This window comes from Variovorax sp. OK212 (assembly GCF_900112425.1).
Lineage (GTDB): Bacteria > Pseudomonadota > Gammaproteobacteria > Burkholderiales > Burkholderiaceae_C > Variovorax.
In genome coordinates, this window is record NZ_FOLP01000002.1 from 689754 (window position 1) to 705122 (window position 15369).

The 15369-nt window shown below is 64.5% G+C and carries 12 protein-coding genes; 3 read left to right on the plus strand and 9 right to left on the minus strand.

The genetic code is table 11. The features are described from left to right. Window position 1: 1 nt before the first annotated feature. From BM004_RS09770 to BM004_RS09785, 4 genes are all read right to left on the minus strand, one after another. Window positions 2–2179 (minus strand): TonB-dependent receptor, encoded by a 2178-nt coding sequence (locus BM004_RS09770; RefSeq protein ID WP_093212846.1) that lies wholly within the window; start codon window positions 2177–2179, stop codon window positions 2–4. Window positions 2180–2447: 268 nt separating this feature from the next. Further along, entirely contained in the window at window positions 2448–3263 is an 816-nt protein-coding gene (locus tag BM004_RS09775) for a class I SAM-dependent methyltransferase (RefSeq protein WP_093213087.1), read from the minus strand. A gap of 110 nt (window positions 3264–3373) precedes the next feature. Beyond that, on the minus strand, window positions 3374–3580 hold the full coding sequence (locus BM004_RS09780; protein ID WP_093133427.1) for a YbdD/YjiX family protein: 207 nt from the start codon (window positions 3578–3580) through the stop codon (window positions 3374–3376). 4 nt (window positions 3581–3584) lie between these two features. Further along, window positions 3585–5663, minus strand: coding sequence for a carbon starvation CstA family protein (locus BM004_RS09785; protein WP_093212848.1), 2079 nt, complete (start codon window positions 5661–5663; stop codon window positions 3585–3587). Between the two features lie 409 nt (window positions 5664–6072). On the opposite strand from BM004_RS09785, the gene BM004_RS09790 reads away from it, so the two are divergent. Continuing rightward, on the plus strand, window positions 6073–8430 hold the full coding sequence (locus BM004_RS09790) for a TonB-dependent receptor (protein WP_093212850.1): 2358 nt from the start codon (window positions 6073–6075) through the stop codon (window positions 8428–8430). A gap of 83 nt (window positions 8431–8513) precedes the next feature. Further along, entirely contained in the window at window positions 8514–9281 is a 768-nt protein-coding gene (locus BM004_RS09795) for a tetratricopeptide repeat protein (RefSeq protein WP_093212852.1), read from the plus strand. An 89-nt stretch (window positions 9282–9370) separates the two neighbouring features. Here BM004_RS09795 and BM004_RS09800 read toward each other — a convergent pair whose 3' ends face one another. Further along, window positions 9371–9895 carry an OB-fold protein gene (locus BM004_RS09800; protein ID WP_093133417.1) on the minus strand — a complete coding sequence of 175 codons (525 nt, stop codon included), beginning with the start codon at window positions 9893–9895 and terminating at the stop codon, window positions 9371–9373. 533 nt (window positions 9896–10428) lie between these two features. On the opposite strand from BM004_RS09800, the gene BM004_RS09805 reads away from it, so the two are divergent. After that, window positions 10429–11697 (plus strand): tyrosine-type recombinase/integrase, encoded by a 1269-nt coding sequence (locus BM004_RS09805; protein WP_093212854.1) that lies wholly within the window; start codon window positions 10429–10431, stop codon window positions 11695–11697. A gap of 29 nt (window positions 11698–11726) precedes the next feature. On the opposite strand, the gene BM004_RS09810 is transcribed toward BM004_RS09805, so the two are convergent. The 4 genes from BM004_RS09810 to BM004_RS09825 form a co-directional block, all read right to left on the minus strand. Next, window positions 11727–12020: a general secretion pathway protein GspL gene (locus BM004_RS09810; protein ID WP_256219844.1), complete on the minus strand. Its 294-nt coding sequence runs from the start codon at window positions 12018–12020 to the stop codon at window positions 11727–11729. Window positions 12021–12129: 109 nt separating this feature from the next. Then, complete coding sequence (locus BM004_RS09815; RefSeq protein ID WP_093212856.1) at window positions 12130–12876, minus strand: AP2 domain-containing protein; 747 nt, start codon at window positions 12874–12876, stop codon at window positions 12130–12132. 36 nt (window positions 12877–12912) lie between these two features. Further along, window positions 12913–14643 carry a ShlB/FhaC/HecB family hemolysin secretion/activation protein gene (locus tag BM004_RS09820; protein ID WP_093212858.1) on the minus strand — a complete coding sequence of 577 codons (1731 nt, stop codon included), beginning with the start codon at window positions 14641–14643 and terminating at the stop codon, window positions 12913–12915. Window positions 14644–14871: 228 nt separating this feature from the next. Next, entirely contained in the window at window positions 14872–15366 is a 495-nt protein-coding gene (locus BM004_RS09825) for a contact-dependent growth inhibition system immunity protein (protein ID WP_093212860.1), read from the minus strand. Window positions 15367–15369: the final 3 nt, after the last annotated feature.

Sequence of the window (15369 nt, forward strand, 5' to 3'; positions counted from 1 at the left end):
TTCAGAACTTGGCGGTGAGCGCCACCTGCAGCTCGCGCCCGGGGCCCGGCATGATCAGGTTGTCCACGCTGCCGTGCGCCGACACGTAGTACTTCCTGTTGGAGATGTTCTTCAGGTTCACCGACACCTCGTAGCGCCCGGTCTTGTAGCTCGCGGCCAGGTCGGCCATGACGTACGAAGGCAGCGTCACCAGGTTGCTCAGCGAGGCGTAGCGCGCGGCCACGTAGTTGACGCCGCCGCCCGCGCTCAGGCCGTTGCCCAGGTCTTTCATGAGCCACACGAAGGCCGAGTGGCGCGGCGTGAGCGGCGCGATCTTGCCCTGCACGGGAAGCGGCGCGCCCACCGGCAGCTGCAGCGAGCTCACGGTGGCCAGCGACTTGACCATGCGCCCGTCGAGGTACGCATAGCCCGCGCTGACGTCCCAGCGGCCCGGCAGCTTGCCGGCCAACGCCAGCTCCATGCCGTTGGTGCGCTGCGTGCCGACGTTGATCTGCCGCGCCGGGTTGGCCGGGTCGGAGTTCTTGATGCCCGAGCGTTCCAGGTTGAACACCGCGGCCGTGAGGTTGAGCGCGCCGTCCAGGAAGTCGAGCTTGGCGCCGATTTCCTTGTTCACGGTGATCTCGGGGTCGTTGGCGGTGTTGCCGGTGGACAGCGCGAAGGTCTCGGCCGACGGCTGGAACGAGCGGCTGTACGACACGTAGTACGACTGCGTGTCGCTCGGCTGCCAGACCACGCCCGCGCGCGGGCTGAACTTGCGGTCGGTGCGCGACAGCGGCGCCAGCGAGCGCTCGAACGAAGTGTCCTGCCCGAACACGTCGTAGCGCCCGCCGATCAGCGCCTTCCACTGCGGTGCCAGCGTGATCTGGTCCTGCGCGTAGAGCGCGGCGGTCTGGAAGCGGGAGTTGCTCGGGATCGCGCTGCTGGCCGTGTAGCTCGCAAGCGGAATCTGCCCCGGCGCGGCCATCGGGTTCAGGATACTCACGCGCTCGAAGCCGGTGGCCGACGACACGGAATACGCCCGCTTGTCCTGCTGGCCGAACTCCGCGCCCACCAGCCACTCCTGCTTGAAGCCGCCGAGCTCGTTGCGCCAGGTGAGGTCGGTCTGGTTGAACCAGCTGCTCTCGTCGCGCAGGATGAAGCCGCGCGTGCGGCCCACGGTCAGGCGCACGGGGTCGGTGGTGCCGCTGGACAGCGTGTTGTAGCGGTCGAGCTTGTAGCTCGCGTAGCGCGTGGTGTTGCGCAGGCTCAGCGTGTCGCTGAAGCGGTGGTTCAGCGTGGCGGTGAACGACTGCACCTTGGTGGTGGTGGTGTCGTCGCGCTTGCCGAAGGCCGAGCCGTAGTAGGTGCCGATGGGCACGTTCACCGGGCGGCCGTTGAGCGCGGGAATGCCGAAGTCGGTGAGCCGCTGGTCGTAGGCGTTGGTGTACTGCAGCAGCAGGTCGGTCTGCGGGCTGAACTTGATGGCCAGCGACGGCGCGATGTTGTAGCGGTCGATGAACTGCTGGTCGCGGTAGCTGCCCGACTTCTCGCGCGCCACGTTGAGGCGCAACGCCATGTTCTCGCCGATGGGGGTGTTCAGGTCGGTGGTGAGCCGCTTGAAGTCGTGCGTGCCCAGGCCGAGCGTGACGTCGCCGAAGGCGCGGTCGAAGACCGGCTTCTTGGTCACGCGGTTGACCAGGCCGCCCGAGGAGCCGCGCCCGTACAGCACGGCGGCCGGGCCCTTCAGCACCTCGATGCGTTCGGTGTCCGAGAGGTCGCGGAAGTACAGCGCGTCGTCGCGCACGCCGTCGACGAACCAGTCGGCGATGGCGGTGAAGCCGCGAATGACCACCTGGTCGCGCTGGCCGTCGCCCGCGTTGAACGACACGCCGGGCGCGTTGCGCAGCGCGTCCTGCATGGAGGTCGCGCCCTGGTCGCGCAGCAGTTGCGCCGGCAGCACGTTGACCGCCTGCGGAATGTCGCGCAGCGGCGCGGAGCCCTTGGTGGCGGTGCTGCCGACGGACGGCGCGTAGCCGATGTCCTGCTCGGAGCTGACGGTGACTTCCTTGAGCGTGCTGGCCTCATTGGGTGCGGCAGCGCCACTTTGCGCTTGCGCCGCGCAATGCAGCACGGCCAGCGTGGCGACGAACAGGGGCTTGTGGCGCAGGCGAAGACGCTGCGCGCGCGAACGGACGGACATGGCTGATTACCCTCCAGGGCGATTTTTTTGGATTTGAAATCGCGAAGCGACACACGGCTCTCCACCGCTCGGATGGAGAAACCGGATGTGCCCTGCCTGGAATTTTCTGGGTTGGGTACCTTCACCGGCCCGCTCCGGCGCATGAGGCCGGGGCGTGTGGTGGCGAAGGGATCGCGTCGCGCGACCGGCGGATTCTAAGTGCGGCGGCCCGCGAAGCGCCTGCTGCAGCGGCTGCGGCGTGGACGCACCGCAACACTCACCACAACACTCACCGCGCCACGGCGCGCGTCAGCAGGTAGTTCTGGTGCATCACGTTGTCGATGTAGTACGGCGCGGCCATGGCGTCGAACTCGGCCCGAAGCGCCGCCAGCTTCGGTGCGTCGGCGGCCAGGCTCTCGACGAGCTTCTGCATCGGGCCGATCGAGCGCTCCATGAACATGCGAAAGTGCTCGATGCTCAGCGCGGGGTAGCGCATGATGCCGCGGTCGAAGAACGGCGCCTCGAAATGCGGCTCCAGGCGATGGGTGACGGTGGCCGGGTTACCCCATTGCGGCGGCGGCGACGCACCGGCGGGCGGCGGCGGCACGTTGCGCCCGACGAAGGCGAACATGCGCCCCACGAAATGCTCGGGCGGCCAGGTGGCGAAGGCCACGCGCCCGCCGGGCTTGAGCACGCGGCGCATCTCGGCAATGGCCACTTCCGCGCGCGGCGCGAACATGTGGCCGAACTGGCTCAGCACCACGTCGAACGAGGCGTCGGGGTACGGCAGCTTCTCGGCGTCGCCTTCGGTCCAGACGATGTCTTCCTGTTTCGAGATGCGGGCGTTGTCGCGCGCCAGTTCGAGCAGCTCGGGCGTGAGGTCGAGCCCCGTCACCCGCGCACCGCTTCGCGCCGCGGTGATGGCCACCACGCCGGTGCCCGTGCCGACGTCGAGCACCACCTCGCCCCTGGCGATCCGAGCGAACCTGACGAGGTGGCCGGCCACGGGCGGCGTGAACATGGCGGTGGGCGCAAAGCTCGCCCACGCCTCGCGCTGGCGCTTCTTGAACTCCGCGAACGGGTCCTGGGTCGTGTCGCGTTCCATGTCGCCCTCCATGCCGACCGCAATGCCGCGGAAGTGAGCGGAACTCTAGACCCGGCGGCCTCGCCGGAACAGCCTCGATCGGAAAGACGTGTAACGCGGCAATGCCGCGCTCAGCAGCAGCGCCCCTTCCCTGCCCCGTAGCGCGCCTCCAGGCGCTCGCGGAAGAAGGCTTCGTAGCTCATGGGCGCCCGGTCGGGGTGCGTGGCCGCCATGTGCGTCAGGTAGACGTCGTAGTCGGGCAGCCCGACCATGAGCCGCAGCGACTGCTTGAGCGAGCGCGCGATGTAGCGCCCGGCTTCCGGCAATGCGAGGGCCATGGCGTCAGTGCGCCGCGTGGGCCGCGCGCGCGGTGCCCACGGGTTCGAACGGCGTCTCGTGCGTGGTCGGGCGGTTGGCGGCGCGCGCGGCCAGGCAGGCCTTGATGCTGTACACCAGCACGCTCAGCACCACGAACATGAAGAGCGCGCACAGCGCCGCGTCGAGGCGGTCGTTGAACACGATGCGCGACATGGCCTCGGGCGTCCTGGCCGGCGCCACCAGCACGCCGTTGGCAATGCCGTCGGTGTACCTGGCCGCGTGCGAGAGGAAGCCGATCTTCGGGTCGGCCGAGAAGATCTTCTGCCAGCCCGCCGTGAGCGTGCAGGCCAGCAGCCAGGCCGCCGGCGCGGCGGCCACCCAGGCATAGCGCTCGCGCTTCATGCGGAACAGCACCACCACGCCCAGCAGCAGCGCCACCGCGGCCAGCATCTGGTTGGAAATGCCGAACAGCGGCCACAGCGTGTTGATGCCGCCCAGCGGATCGACCACGCCCTGGTACAGGAAGTAGCCCCAGGCCGCCACGCACAGCGCCGTGGCCACGAGGTTGGCGGGCAGCGAGTCGGTGCGCTTGAGCGCGGGCACGAAGCTGCCCAGCAGGTCCTGCAGCATGAAGCGGCCCGCGCGGGTGCCGGCGTCGACCGCCGTGAGGATGAACAGCGCCTCGAACAGGATCGCGAAGTGGTACCAGAAGGCCATCATGGCCTGCCCGCCGATCACCTGGTGGAGGATGTGGGCCATGCCCACCGCCAGCGTGGGCGCGCCGCCCGCGCGGCCGAGGATGGTGGTCTCGCCCACGTCCTTGGCGGTCTGCAGCAGCATCTCGGGCGTGATGACGAAGCCCCAGCCCGACACGGTGGCCGCCACCTGCTGCGCGGTGGTGCCGACCAGCGCGCCGGGGCTGTTCATGGCGAAGTACACGCCCGGCTCGATGCACGAGGCCGCCACCAGCGCCATGACCGCGACGAACGACTCGGCCAGCATGCCGCCGTAGCCGATGAAGCGCGCATGGCGTTCGTTGTCGAGCATCTTGGGCGTGGTGCCCGAGGAGATCAGCGCATGGAAGCCGGAGACGGCGCCGCAGGCGATGGTGATGAACAGGAACGGGAACAGGCTGCCCGACCACACCGGGCCGTTGCCCTGCGCGAACTGCGTGACGGCCGGCATCTGCAAGGTGGGCATGACGAACACGATGCCGATGGCCAGCGCGATGATGGTGCCGATCTTCAGGAAGGTCGACAGGTAGTCGCGCGGCGCCAGCAGCAGCCACACCGGCAGGCTCGCGGCCACGAAGCCGTAGCCCACCAGCATCCAGGTGAGCGCCTTGCCGTCGAAGGTGAAGAGCGGCGCCCACTCGGCGCTCTGGCTCACGGCCTGGCCGCCGAAGATGGCCAGCATGAGCAGCACGAAGCCGATCAAAGACACCTCGCCGATGCGCCCCTGACGGATGTAGCGCAGGTACACGCCCATGAAGAGCGCCACCGGAATCGTCGCGGCCACCGTGAAGGTGCCCCACGGCGATTCGGCCAGCGCCTTCACCACGATCAGCGCCAGCACCGCGAGGATGATGATCATGATCATGAAGGTGCCGAACAGCGCGATCATGCCGGGCACCGCGCCCATCTCCTGCTTGACGAGGTCGCCGAGCGAGCGGCCGTCGCGCCGCGTGGAGATGAACAGGATGATGAAGTCCTGCACCGCGCCGGCGAACACCACGCCGGCCAGCACCCACAAGAGCCCGGGCAGGTAGCCCATCTGCGCGGCGAGCACTGGGCCCACCAGCGGGCCCGCGCCCGCGATGGCCGCGAAGTGGTGGCCGAACAGCACGTTCTTGTCGGTCGGCACGTAGTCCAGCCCGTCGTTGTGGCGGTGCGCGGGCGTCTTGCGGTTGCCGTCGAGCCCCAGCACCTTGTCGGCGATGAACAGGCTGTAGTAGCGGTAGGCGATGAGGTAGGTGCAGATCGCGGCGGCCACCACCCAGAGGGCGTTGACGCTTTCACCACGGGTCAGGGCGACGGTGCCGAGCGCGAATGCGCCGACCACGGCCACGACTAGCCACACCAGATGGCGGCGGATGCTGTGCATGCGGTTGTCTCCAATATTGAACCCGCCGAGTTTTCCCGGGCGCGCGCCGGGGCGCATCCGTCGGACCGCGCGGGACGGGTGCGTGGCTTTTCGTAATGGAAAACCCGGGCGGGCGCCTGGAGATGCCTGCGCGCGGGCAGCTTTCCGGGCGACGTTGCTTCGTCGCAACAGATGCTGCGATCACCGCGCACCCACCTCACGCCGCGTGCCGTTGTCTTATCTCCACAACAAAGTTCGATGCACTTTTGCAAACCAAAGGTAAAGCTCAATCTAAATCGAATTGCGAGTAATTATTATTCCCGTTGCCGCGCAAGACCACAAAACGCCATTGCACCACCGCGATCTTCCTGCCGTCAGAGGGCGGGAGCGCTTCGCAGGTACGCGGCTTACGCAACCTGGAGGAATCCGAATGAGCTACATCCGAAGTCGCAAGCACTCGCCTGCGCGTTACATTTCCGGCCGCACGGCCACCACCGCCACCCTCGTGGCCATCGGCTCGGTGGGCGCAGTCCACGCACAGACGCTCAACGAAGTCCGCGTCGAAGCGGCGGGCGACTACAAGGTCGAGCAGTCGTCGTCTTCCAAGATGACGGCCCCGCTGCTGGACACGCCCAAGTCGGTGACCGTGATCCCGCAGGAAGTGATGACGCAGATCAACGCCACCACGCTGACCGAGGCACTGCGCACCACGCCGGGCATCACCTTCGGCGCCGGCGAAGGCGGCAACCCGGTGGGCGACCGCCCGTTCCTGCGCGGCTACGACAGCCAGGCCAGCACCTACGTCGACGGCCTGCGCGACATCGCGCCCAGCACGCGCGAAGTGTTCAACCTGGAATCGGTGGAAGTCATCAAGGGCCCGGACTCCAGCTCCGGCGGCCGCGGCGGTGCCGGCGGCACCATCAACCTGTACAGCAAGACGCCGAAGAACGAGAACTTCTTCACCGGCACCGTGGGCCTGGGCAGCGACAAGTACCGCCGCGAGACCATCGACCTGAACCGCACCTTCGGCGAGAGCGGCGCGTTCCGCCTCAACGTGATGGACTTCAGCGCCGATGTGGCTGGCCGCAACGGCCCGAACAACAAGCGCTGGGGCATCGCGCCTTCGGTGACCTGGGGCCTGAACACGCCCACGCGCGTGACCCTCTCGTACTTCCACATGCAGACGGACGACGTGCCCGACGGCGGCGTGCCCTACAGCCTGCCCTCGTCGTTCCCCTCGGCCGGCGTGGTGAAGCTCCAGCCGACCTACGGCGGCAACCGCGACAACTGGTACGGCGTGACGGGCCGCGACTTCCGCCAGGACAAGTCCGACGCGCTGACCCTGCAGGTCGAGCACGACATCTCGCCCGAGATGAAGTTCCGCAACATCACGCGGCTGACCAAGTCGAGCATGAACTACATCTGGACCCAGCCCGATGACAGCCAGGGCAACGTGGCGCGCGGACTGGTGTGGCGCCGCTTCAACGGCAGCATCCGCGACATCGACACCTTCGCCAATGCGTCGGAGCTCACCGGCAAGGTCCAGACCGGCAGCGTGAAGCACAGCTACACGCTCGGCCTGGAACTGTCGCGCGAGAAGGCCGACAACGACAGCTACACGCAGCTCAACAGCGCCTACACGGCCCAGCAGAAGTGCCCCGGCGGCGCGGGCGTTCGCTCGAGCTATGTGTGCACCAGCCTGTTCTATCCCACGCCGGACGATCCGTGGACGGGCACCTTCGTGCCGAACAACAACCCGACCAGCTACCGCACCGACACCGCGTCGCTGTACAGCTTCGACACGATCGAGCTGACGCCGCAGTGGCTCATCAACGGCGGCCTGCGCCTGGACAGCTACAAGACCGAGCAGACCAACCCCTATGCCACCACCACGGCAGCCGGCGGCCTGAGCCTTCCGGTCATCACGAGCCCGTTGCGCCAGGAGCTCAAGCGCAACGACACGCTGCTGAACTACCAGCTCGGCGTGGTCTACAAGCCGGCAACCAACGGCAGTATCTACGCGTCGATCGGCACGTCGTCCACCCCGGCCGGCAACTCGCTGGGCCAGGGCTCGGAGTCGCAGACGCTCAGCGCCACCGTGGGCGGCGTGGCCAACACCGCGCTCGACCTGAAGCCCGAGAAGAACCGCAGCATCGAGGTCGGCACCAAGTGGGACTTGCTCGACCGCAAGCTGTCGCTGACCGGCGCGCTGTTCCAGATCGAGACCACCAACGCCCGCATCACCAACCCGACCGACGGCAGCGTCACGCAGGCGGGCGACAAGCAGGTGCGCGGTCTCGAGCTCGGCTTCTCGGGCAACGTCACGCGCCAGCTGCAGATCTTCGGCGGCTACACGCTGATGAACAGCAAGGGCAAGAACCTGGGCCTGTCGAGCACGACCGATGCGCGCAACCGCACCGTCTACGTGCAGAACGCCGCCACGGACCAGCCGTTCCCGAACACGCCGAAGCACAGCGCCAGCATCTGGGCGACCTACAAGCCGACGCAGGACTGGACCATCGGCCTGGGCGCCTACTACCAGAGCGAGGTCTACGGCGGCTATGCCTACGCGGCCGGCACCGGCGGCGCGACGCTGATCAAGCGCGGCGTGCCGGGCTACACCCGCGTGGACGCCATGGTCGGCTACAAGGTCAACAAGAACTTCAACCTGCAACTCAACGTGCAGAACCTGACGGACAAGACCTACTACGCCACGGCCTACTCGACCCACTACGCGAACCTGGCGCCCGGCCGCTCGGTGACGCTGATGGGCAGCTTCTCGTTCTGAAGCTGAGCAGCCAGAACCCCAGGAATCCGTCTCGCTGGCCTTCGCCTTCGAGGCGGATTTTTCACGAATTCATCGCGACCTCCATGACAAGCACAGAGCATCGCGTCTTCCCCAATGCGGCCGACCTTGCCGCCATCGGCAGTGCCCAGTGGGAGACGATCCTGAAAGGGCCGCCGGCCCAGGCCGCGACATGGATCGCGGCCGCGGCGCGTGCGAACAACGCGGACGCACAAGCCGTGCTGGGCCAATGGCTGCTCGACGGCCGGGGCATGGCACGCAACGAAGCGGCCGCATACGGCTGGTTTCAGCGCGCGGCCGCGCAGGGCCATGCAATGGCCAGCAACATGGCGGGCCGTTGCCTGGAGCACGGCTGGGGCATCGCACAGAACGACCAGGCGGCGCTCGCGCACTACCGCCAGGCCGCGCAAGCCCGGTTGGACTGGGGCATGTACAACCTGGCGAACATGCTGGCGACGGGCCGCGGCGCGGCCATGGACCAGCGCGAAGCGTTCGAGTGGTACCAGCGCGCGGCGGACCTGGGCCACGCGCGGTCCATGAACATGGTGGGACGCTACCTGGAAGAAGGCCTGGTGGTCGCGCAGGATTCCGCGCGCGCCTTCGCGTGCTATCACAAGGCCGCCGAGGGCGGAGATTTCCGGGGCCAGTTCAGCTACGCGAGCATGCTGGTCGAGCAGGGGCGCGTCGACGAAGCGGTCGGCTGGTTCGAACGCATTGCCGACTCCGCGCCTGCGGTGCACAGAGAGCGCATCGCCCTGCTTCTGTCGGGATCGCCTGTCGCGGAGATACAGGCTGTCGGTGCGCGGCTGGCGTCGGACGACAAGACCGGTTAGCCCGGCGGCATTGCGAATCCGGCCGATTCACGCGGCTGCTTGGCGCACGGAGCCTCGTCTTGCTCCGGCGCATCCGCGCTTGCTGTTCGCTATTGGCTGATGGTGTCGCAAACCGCCAGCATCACCCCGCCGATGAGCATCCCATCGCCCTGACAGAGCACGCGCAGCTTCTGTCCCTTCGTGAGCGCCCCCGCGGCATCTGCGGCGGACACGGTCTTCATCGAGACGAGCTTGGCGTTGTTTTCCATGCCGGTGATCACGGCCACCGTCTTGTCCAGACGCACGCTGTTGGGCATGAACTGGTTGTCGGAACGCACCATCACCACGATGTTGCCGAACGCATCCTTGCGCACGGATTCGACCGTCGCCTTCACGAAGAGGTATTTGCCCTTGTACTTGCTGTCCGCCGCGACTTCGTTCGCGCGGTATTCACGTCCGAGCGAAACGCTGTCGACCTGCGCCAACCTCTTTGCGTCGAGATCCGCGGTCAGGCGGCGGACAAATTTTTCCGTCTCCGGCGAGTCGAACGCAGCCTTGTCAGCAGCGATGGCCGGGGCGGCAATGCAGAGTGCCGCGAGGACGGCGAGGAGCGGACGGAATCTAACGGTCGTCATGAATCAGGAAGAAAGGCCTCAAGGGCGCGGGTGGCGAAGCAGAGTTCGGAGGGACCGTTGCGAGGCGGGTCTCATCGTGCACCCAAGGGCTTCTGATGCCGTGCGAAGACAACAGGAACGCCTGGCTTGTTGGCTGGTGTTGCCTGGTGTTGCCTGGGCAGATGCGACTTCGGTGGTGGCCGATGGACCCGACGCCGACCACCCAAAGGGCCGACGCCTGACCTCACCCGGATATCGACACGAACAGGCAAAAAAATAGCCCCTTTCGGGGCCATTCTTGGAGGAGAGGGAGGCCGCCAAATTATAAAACCAACGCCGCCCAATAGCAACCAGCAAAGTACAAAAATCCTTTGGCTGCAAGCACTTACAAAAAAGCCGAAAGCCAATAAGGCGCAACCAGGTTCTTTGGCGTCCAGTTCAAATAATGGGCAAAAACATAGGCATGTTTCTAGGGCCACATTTGGTAAAATTGGTCTACCAAATTGCACCGTAAAGGGCACCCGACCAACAAGGTGCAGCCACGTCCAAAAAACATGACCCGCCATAACCTTTTAACCATTACCAACCTTCGAACCAAAGCAAAAACTCCCGGCTACCACCTCGACGGACGGGGCCTGTACCTCAGGGTGGCCCCTGGGGGTAGCCAAGCCTGGATCTTGCGCTACACCTACCTTGGCCGCACCCGCGACATGGGGTTAGGCTCTCTGGCAGATGTGAGCCTGGCACGCGCCCGTGAACGCGCCCAAGAACATCGCATCCAAATTGCCGATGGTATTGACCCTATCCAGCACCGCGAGAAAAAGAAAATCGAAATCAAGGCGGCCGCCATCCAATTAGAACAAACCAGCGTGACGTTCAAATCGTGCGCAGAAGAGTACTACAAGGAGCACTCTGGCGACTGGAAGAATGAAAAGCATAAGGCTCAGTGGATCAATTCTTTGACCACCTACGCGTTCCCACACTTCGGAAATCTTCCCATCCGAGAAATTGGAAAACACGAAATCCTCAAAGCATTGGCACCAATTTGGAGGAAAAAAGCAGAAACAGCTGACCGCCTTTTGCAAAGAATTCGAAAGGTGATCAATTACGGTGCCGCCAAGGACTATTGCCGTGGCGTGGACAGCGAATTTTGGGAACAGGTCCGAATCGCGCTTGGTGCCAACGCGAAAGAGCGGGAAGTGGAGCACCACCCGTCCTGCCCGCACCCTCAGATCGGCGCGCTGCTGGCCCAGGTGCATGCCAGCACAGCCACCGCCACGGTGCAGTTGGCCTTCGAGTTCGGCGTGCTCACGGCCGCCCGTTCGGGCGAGATTCGCGGTGCCCGCTGGTCAGAGTTCGATGGCGCGCTCAGCAACTGGACGCTCCCGGCGGAGCGCATGAAGGCGGGTCGCGAGCACCGCGTGCCGTTGTCAAGCAGGGCTACTGAAGTGCTGCGGGCGGCGCGCACCTTGCAGGCCGAGCAGGCTGCGGCGGCCGATGCACCCGCTGACGGCACCGAGGCCATCGATCTGGTGTTCCCCTCGCCCCGCCGCAAGACGTACAGCGACATGGTGTTCACGCAACTGCTGCGCCGCGTCGAACAGCCGTACACGATGCACGGCTTTCGGGCCACCTTCCGCACGTGGGGCATGGACCATACCGAGTACCCCGCCGAGATGCTTGAATTCGCGTTGGCGCACTTGGTGGGCGACCAAACGGTGCGCGCCTACGCCCGCAGCGACATGGTGGAGAAGCGCCGGCAGCTAATGGAAGACTGGGCAGCGTACATCGCGGAGCAGGCCAGCGAGCAGCCCTCCGAGTAGCCCTCATGGCCCGCTCGAACTGTCGGTGGTCATCTTGCCTCCGCGCGCTCATCGGCCTCTTGTGCCTTTCGACAAGCATTTACCGCGCGCGGGGAGGCAAGCTCAAAGCACTGTGCCACTGCGGCACGGGCGACTGCCTCTTGAGCACGCCGCTGCGCAGCAGCCTCGACCTGATGCTCCATGAGCCACTTCATGAGCAGCACCATCACGATCAGAAGTCCCACCAGCGCGCCGACCAACATTGCTCGCCAGTTGCCGCGACGGATGCGCGGCACGGTCGAGCTTGCGTCATCCGTTTTGAGAGCTTCAATGGAATGCCGCATCGGTGCATCGCTGCTGCCTCCGTGAATGCGGCGGCGCGGCGAAGTCCGTTTCTCGGGCGCTTGCGATACCGAGCGAGAAATCGCAGGCAGTTGGCGCGCTACGCGTTAGCTATCGGCTTGAGCTGGCATCTGTCGCTTCGAGTTCGGTGTTCAACTGGACCAACCTCTCCAACTGCCTTTGCCGCTCGGCGATCGCCAATTCCTTGGCCTTGGCATCACCATATTTAGCAATCGGAAATAGCTTGGACTGTGTGATGTGGCCACCACGGGTACGAGCGGCCCATGCGCGAGGCTTACCGTTTCGACCCCTTTGGAGGTGCACGCCAGCAAAGCCCGACGTGTTGCCTTGATTGAGCAGTCCGGTGCTCGGCACGGGCCACGGTATCGATTCAATCACGGCGGGCTCAGGCTCTACAACGTGCTGCTCCAACAGCTGGCGGCCCTTGGCATCTAACAGTCCGAAGACAACGCCGCGCATCTGCGTCAGTTGCCGCTCGCGCTCTCGGACAGCCATGTCCTTTGCAAGATCGCCGTAGCGGCCAATGCTGAAGGATTTTTGCATCATCTTGCTCGGGCCGCACTTCGTATGAGCGGTCCACAGGACTGGCCGGCCATCAGCGTCACGGCGACAGAAGATGCCGGGAAGCTCCTCTTTGGTATCGGGCCGCACACGCTGGACCTTCTGGCGCAAACTCATGGCTGGATAGGTTGCCACGATGTGGTCTCGCCATGCTTGAGCGGCCACGAGCCCGAGTTCTTCGCCATGCTTGCTGAACGTGAAGACCTTTCGGTGGCGTTGCCCGTCGCGCATGATGCAAACTTCCCAGCGATCTTTGGCGCGCCGGATGCCATACATCGCCAATGGATTCGGTACACCAAGGGGCATGAAAAATCAGAAGCTTGCGTTGAGATTGAAGCCCAGCGTGACCTTGGCCGTGCGATAGCCCTCCGGCTTGCTGATTGGCGCGCCGACGAAGAAGTCGTAGCTCAGCTTGGTCCACTGCCCACGCACGCCGATGACAGCGCCCGCCAGGCTGCGGCCGAGAAGGTCGACCGTGGAACGGCCGCCGACGTGGCCGTAGTCCATGCCCGCATAAAGCTCCGCGCCGCTCTGCCCCATCGCCCAGCCGATGTCATTGCGCAGCAGCCAGCCGCGCTCGCCCATCAGGCTCGTCTCGCCATCAAAGCCGCGCACCGTGTAGCGACCACCGATGGAGAAACGGTCTTGCGGCGTCAGCGGCGTGCGGTTCCATTGCGCGCGGATCAGGCCCGAGTAACGCAGCTTCTGCTCGCCGAGCTTGAACGGGGCGTTGAGGCTGATGTCGGCGGTGTAGAGCTTCAGGCGCGATGTGCCCTCGCCGAACTCTTCTTCCGGCGCGGTGCGGGAGCCGAAGCCTCCGGTGCCTCGCTTGTAGGCCAGCGTGCCCTCAAGCGTCGCTTCGCCGATGTATTCCTTGTGATTCAGGCTGAACTCCACGCCGCCGACCACGCGGTGCTGTACCTCGACCTCGGTGTCGTCGACGAAGTTGCGCGATTCGCGGCGCCAGCCCTTGATGGCCACTGTCGTCTTGCGCTGCTGGTCGCGGTAGATCAGGCGCGAGAGTTTGATCTCGGCGTTGTTGCTCTTGCCGGCGTAGACGTAGTCCTGGTTCAGGCCTGCAACGCTCTGGTGGTATTGGCTGTTGGAGGCGGTGAAGCCGAGGAGCCAGTAGCCATAGGGCAGCGAGTAGTGGACTGTCTGGCCTTCGGTTCCCTTGGCCGGATCGCCGAAGACGTGGTTGTTGATGCTGTGGTTGGCGCTGACGTAGAACAGGTCGTTCAGGCCGAAGGGGTTGTCCAGCGAGACGGTGGCGCCGGATTGGTAGCGGCCTGTGGCTTCGGTGCCGCTGTCATCCAGGCTCAGGGTGACGCGCCACTTCTTGGACTGGACGTACTTGACGACCAAGTCGCTGTCGCCGGGGCGGGCGTTGGGGGCTGTCGAGGGTTCGATCTGGATGTCGGCTTCTGCGGTGGGGGTGCGTTTGAGGTTTTCCAGGCCTTGTTCGATGTCGCGCAGGTTCAGTAGATCGCCGGGGCGGGCGGGGATGGCTGTGGCGAGCAAGGCGGAGTTGCCGAGCAAGGTGGATGAGGAGTCGGCGGTCGTGCGAATGGCTGCGATGCGGCCAGGCACGAGCGACAGCGTCAAGGTGCCGGTTGAAAGATCCTGTGGGGTGGCGAGAACACGGGTCGTGACGTAGCCGTGCGCGATAGCGACTTGCTGGGCGCGTGCGAGGACGACGTTGACGCCAGTAGTGCCAATGCAGCGGCCGATGGGGGAGTCGTTGCCATCGGGGCCCGACAGATCGGCGATGGCCCATTGGAAGGACTCGGATTGTTCGCCCACGAGCAGCACACGGTCGATGCGAAAGCATGGCGACTCAGCCCCGGGGATGCGCTGGATCGGAGCTGGCGGCGCGGCCTGGGGGCGCTGGTCGACGGTGCGCTCGTTCTGCTCGCGCAGGGCACGCTCGCGTTCTTGCTGGCGTTGTTGTTCGATGATGGGCTGCGGAGTCGTGGGAGTCTGCTGGGCGACAACAGCCAACGGGATAGCTGTCAGCGCGGCTACCGTCCAATTACGTTTCATTAAAGACCTCTCCCTTTTTCTTTTTAAACCTGCCGCTGGTCATCCCCCGGATTGACGCTATGCCTAGTGCATATGGCCTCCGTGCACTGACGGCCAGTAGCCTCCAAAATTTCACAATCGATCTAGTCTCGCAAATCCCTTCGAATTTTATAGCGCACAATGAATTCTCCATCGAGCAGCACATCGACTTCGGCAGGCTTCTCTCAATTCGATTAAATTATATTTACCTCATTCACATCGCCCAAGAGTCTTCAAGAGTGCTGCGCCTACAGCTTCGTTCGAGCTTTCCGAAGAAATATGGATTTTTTCTTCTGCCCCCAACCCTTGCCACCCGTCGAGCCGATCTTGCCGGGTCGGTGTAAATTCAATCCCCTCATCAGATTCTTTAACCAAGCAGTTTTTCATATTTTTAAATAATGCTTTTCTTGTTTTGTATCCAAATTTCTTGCTCAACTCATCTTCCCATCTGCTCACTGCCTTTTGAACATCTCCGGAATTAAATATAACTTGAAATTCCTCCCAAGGTATCGCCGTACTTTGATTCAGTGCCAATCGAACATGAGTGCCTAGGCTTTCTGGAGAAGAATCGGGGGGCAGCAGCACATAGTCAAGACGCGGATCATTGCAGAGCAAACGATGCCCTGTTTGTGGCCACATGCAGTAAAAATCTCTGCTGCAAAAAACACTCAAATTCAAACCTTGGATCTTTGAAATATCAACCATGAT

Excerpts from the sequence above, each read along its gene's own strand:
- BM004_RS09790 (WP_093212850.1), top strand. The coding sequence starts at position 6,073 with ATGAGCTACATCCGAAGTCGCAAGCACTCGCCTGCGCGTTACATTTCC.
- BM004_RS09810 (WP_256219844.1), bottom strand. The coding sequence starts at position 12,020 with ATGCGGCATTCCATTGAAGCTCTCAAAACGGATGACGCAAGCTCGACC.
- BM004_RS09770 (WP_093212846.1), bottom strand. The coding sequence starts at position 2,179 with ATGTCCGTCCGTTCGCGCGCGCAGCGTCTTCGCCTGCGCCACAAGCCC.
- BM004_RS09795 (WP_093212852.1), top strand. The coding sequence starts at position 8,514 with ATGACAAGCACAGAGCATCGCGTCTTCCCCAATGCGGCCGACCTTGCC.
- BM004_RS09800 (WP_093133417.1), bottom strand. The coding sequence starts at position 9,895 with ATGACGACCGTTAGATTCCGTCCGCTCCTCGCCGTCCTCGCGGCACTC.
- BM004_RS09805 (WP_093212854.1), top strand. The coding sequence starts at position 10,429 with ATGACCCGCCATAACCTTTTAACCATTACCAACCTTCGAACCAAAGCA.
- BM004_RS09825 (WP_093212860.1), bottom strand. The coding sequence starts at position 15,366 with ATGGTTGATATTTCAAAGATCCAAGGTTTGAATTTGAGTGTTTTTTGC.
- BM004_RS09785 (WP_093212848.1), bottom strand. The coding sequence starts at position 5,663 with ATGCACAGCATCCGCCGCCATCTGGTGTGGCTAGTCGTGGCCGTGGTC.
- BM004_RS09780 (WP_093133427.1), bottom strand. The coding sequence starts at position 3,580 with ATGGCCCTCGCATTGCCGGAAGCCGGGCGCTACATCGCGCGCTCGCTC.
- BM004_RS09815 (WP_093212856.1), bottom strand. The coding sequence starts at position 12,876 with ATGTATGGCATCCGGCGCGCCAAAGATCGCTGGGAAGTTTGCATCATG.
- BM004_RS09820 (WP_093212858.1), bottom strand. The coding sequence starts at position 14,643 with ATGAAACGTAATTGGACGGTAGCCGCGCTGACAGCTATCCCGTTGGCT.
- BM004_RS09775 (WP_093213087.1), bottom strand. The coding sequence starts at position 3,263 with ATGGAACGCGACACGACCCAGGACCCGTTCGCGGAGTTCAAGAAGCGC.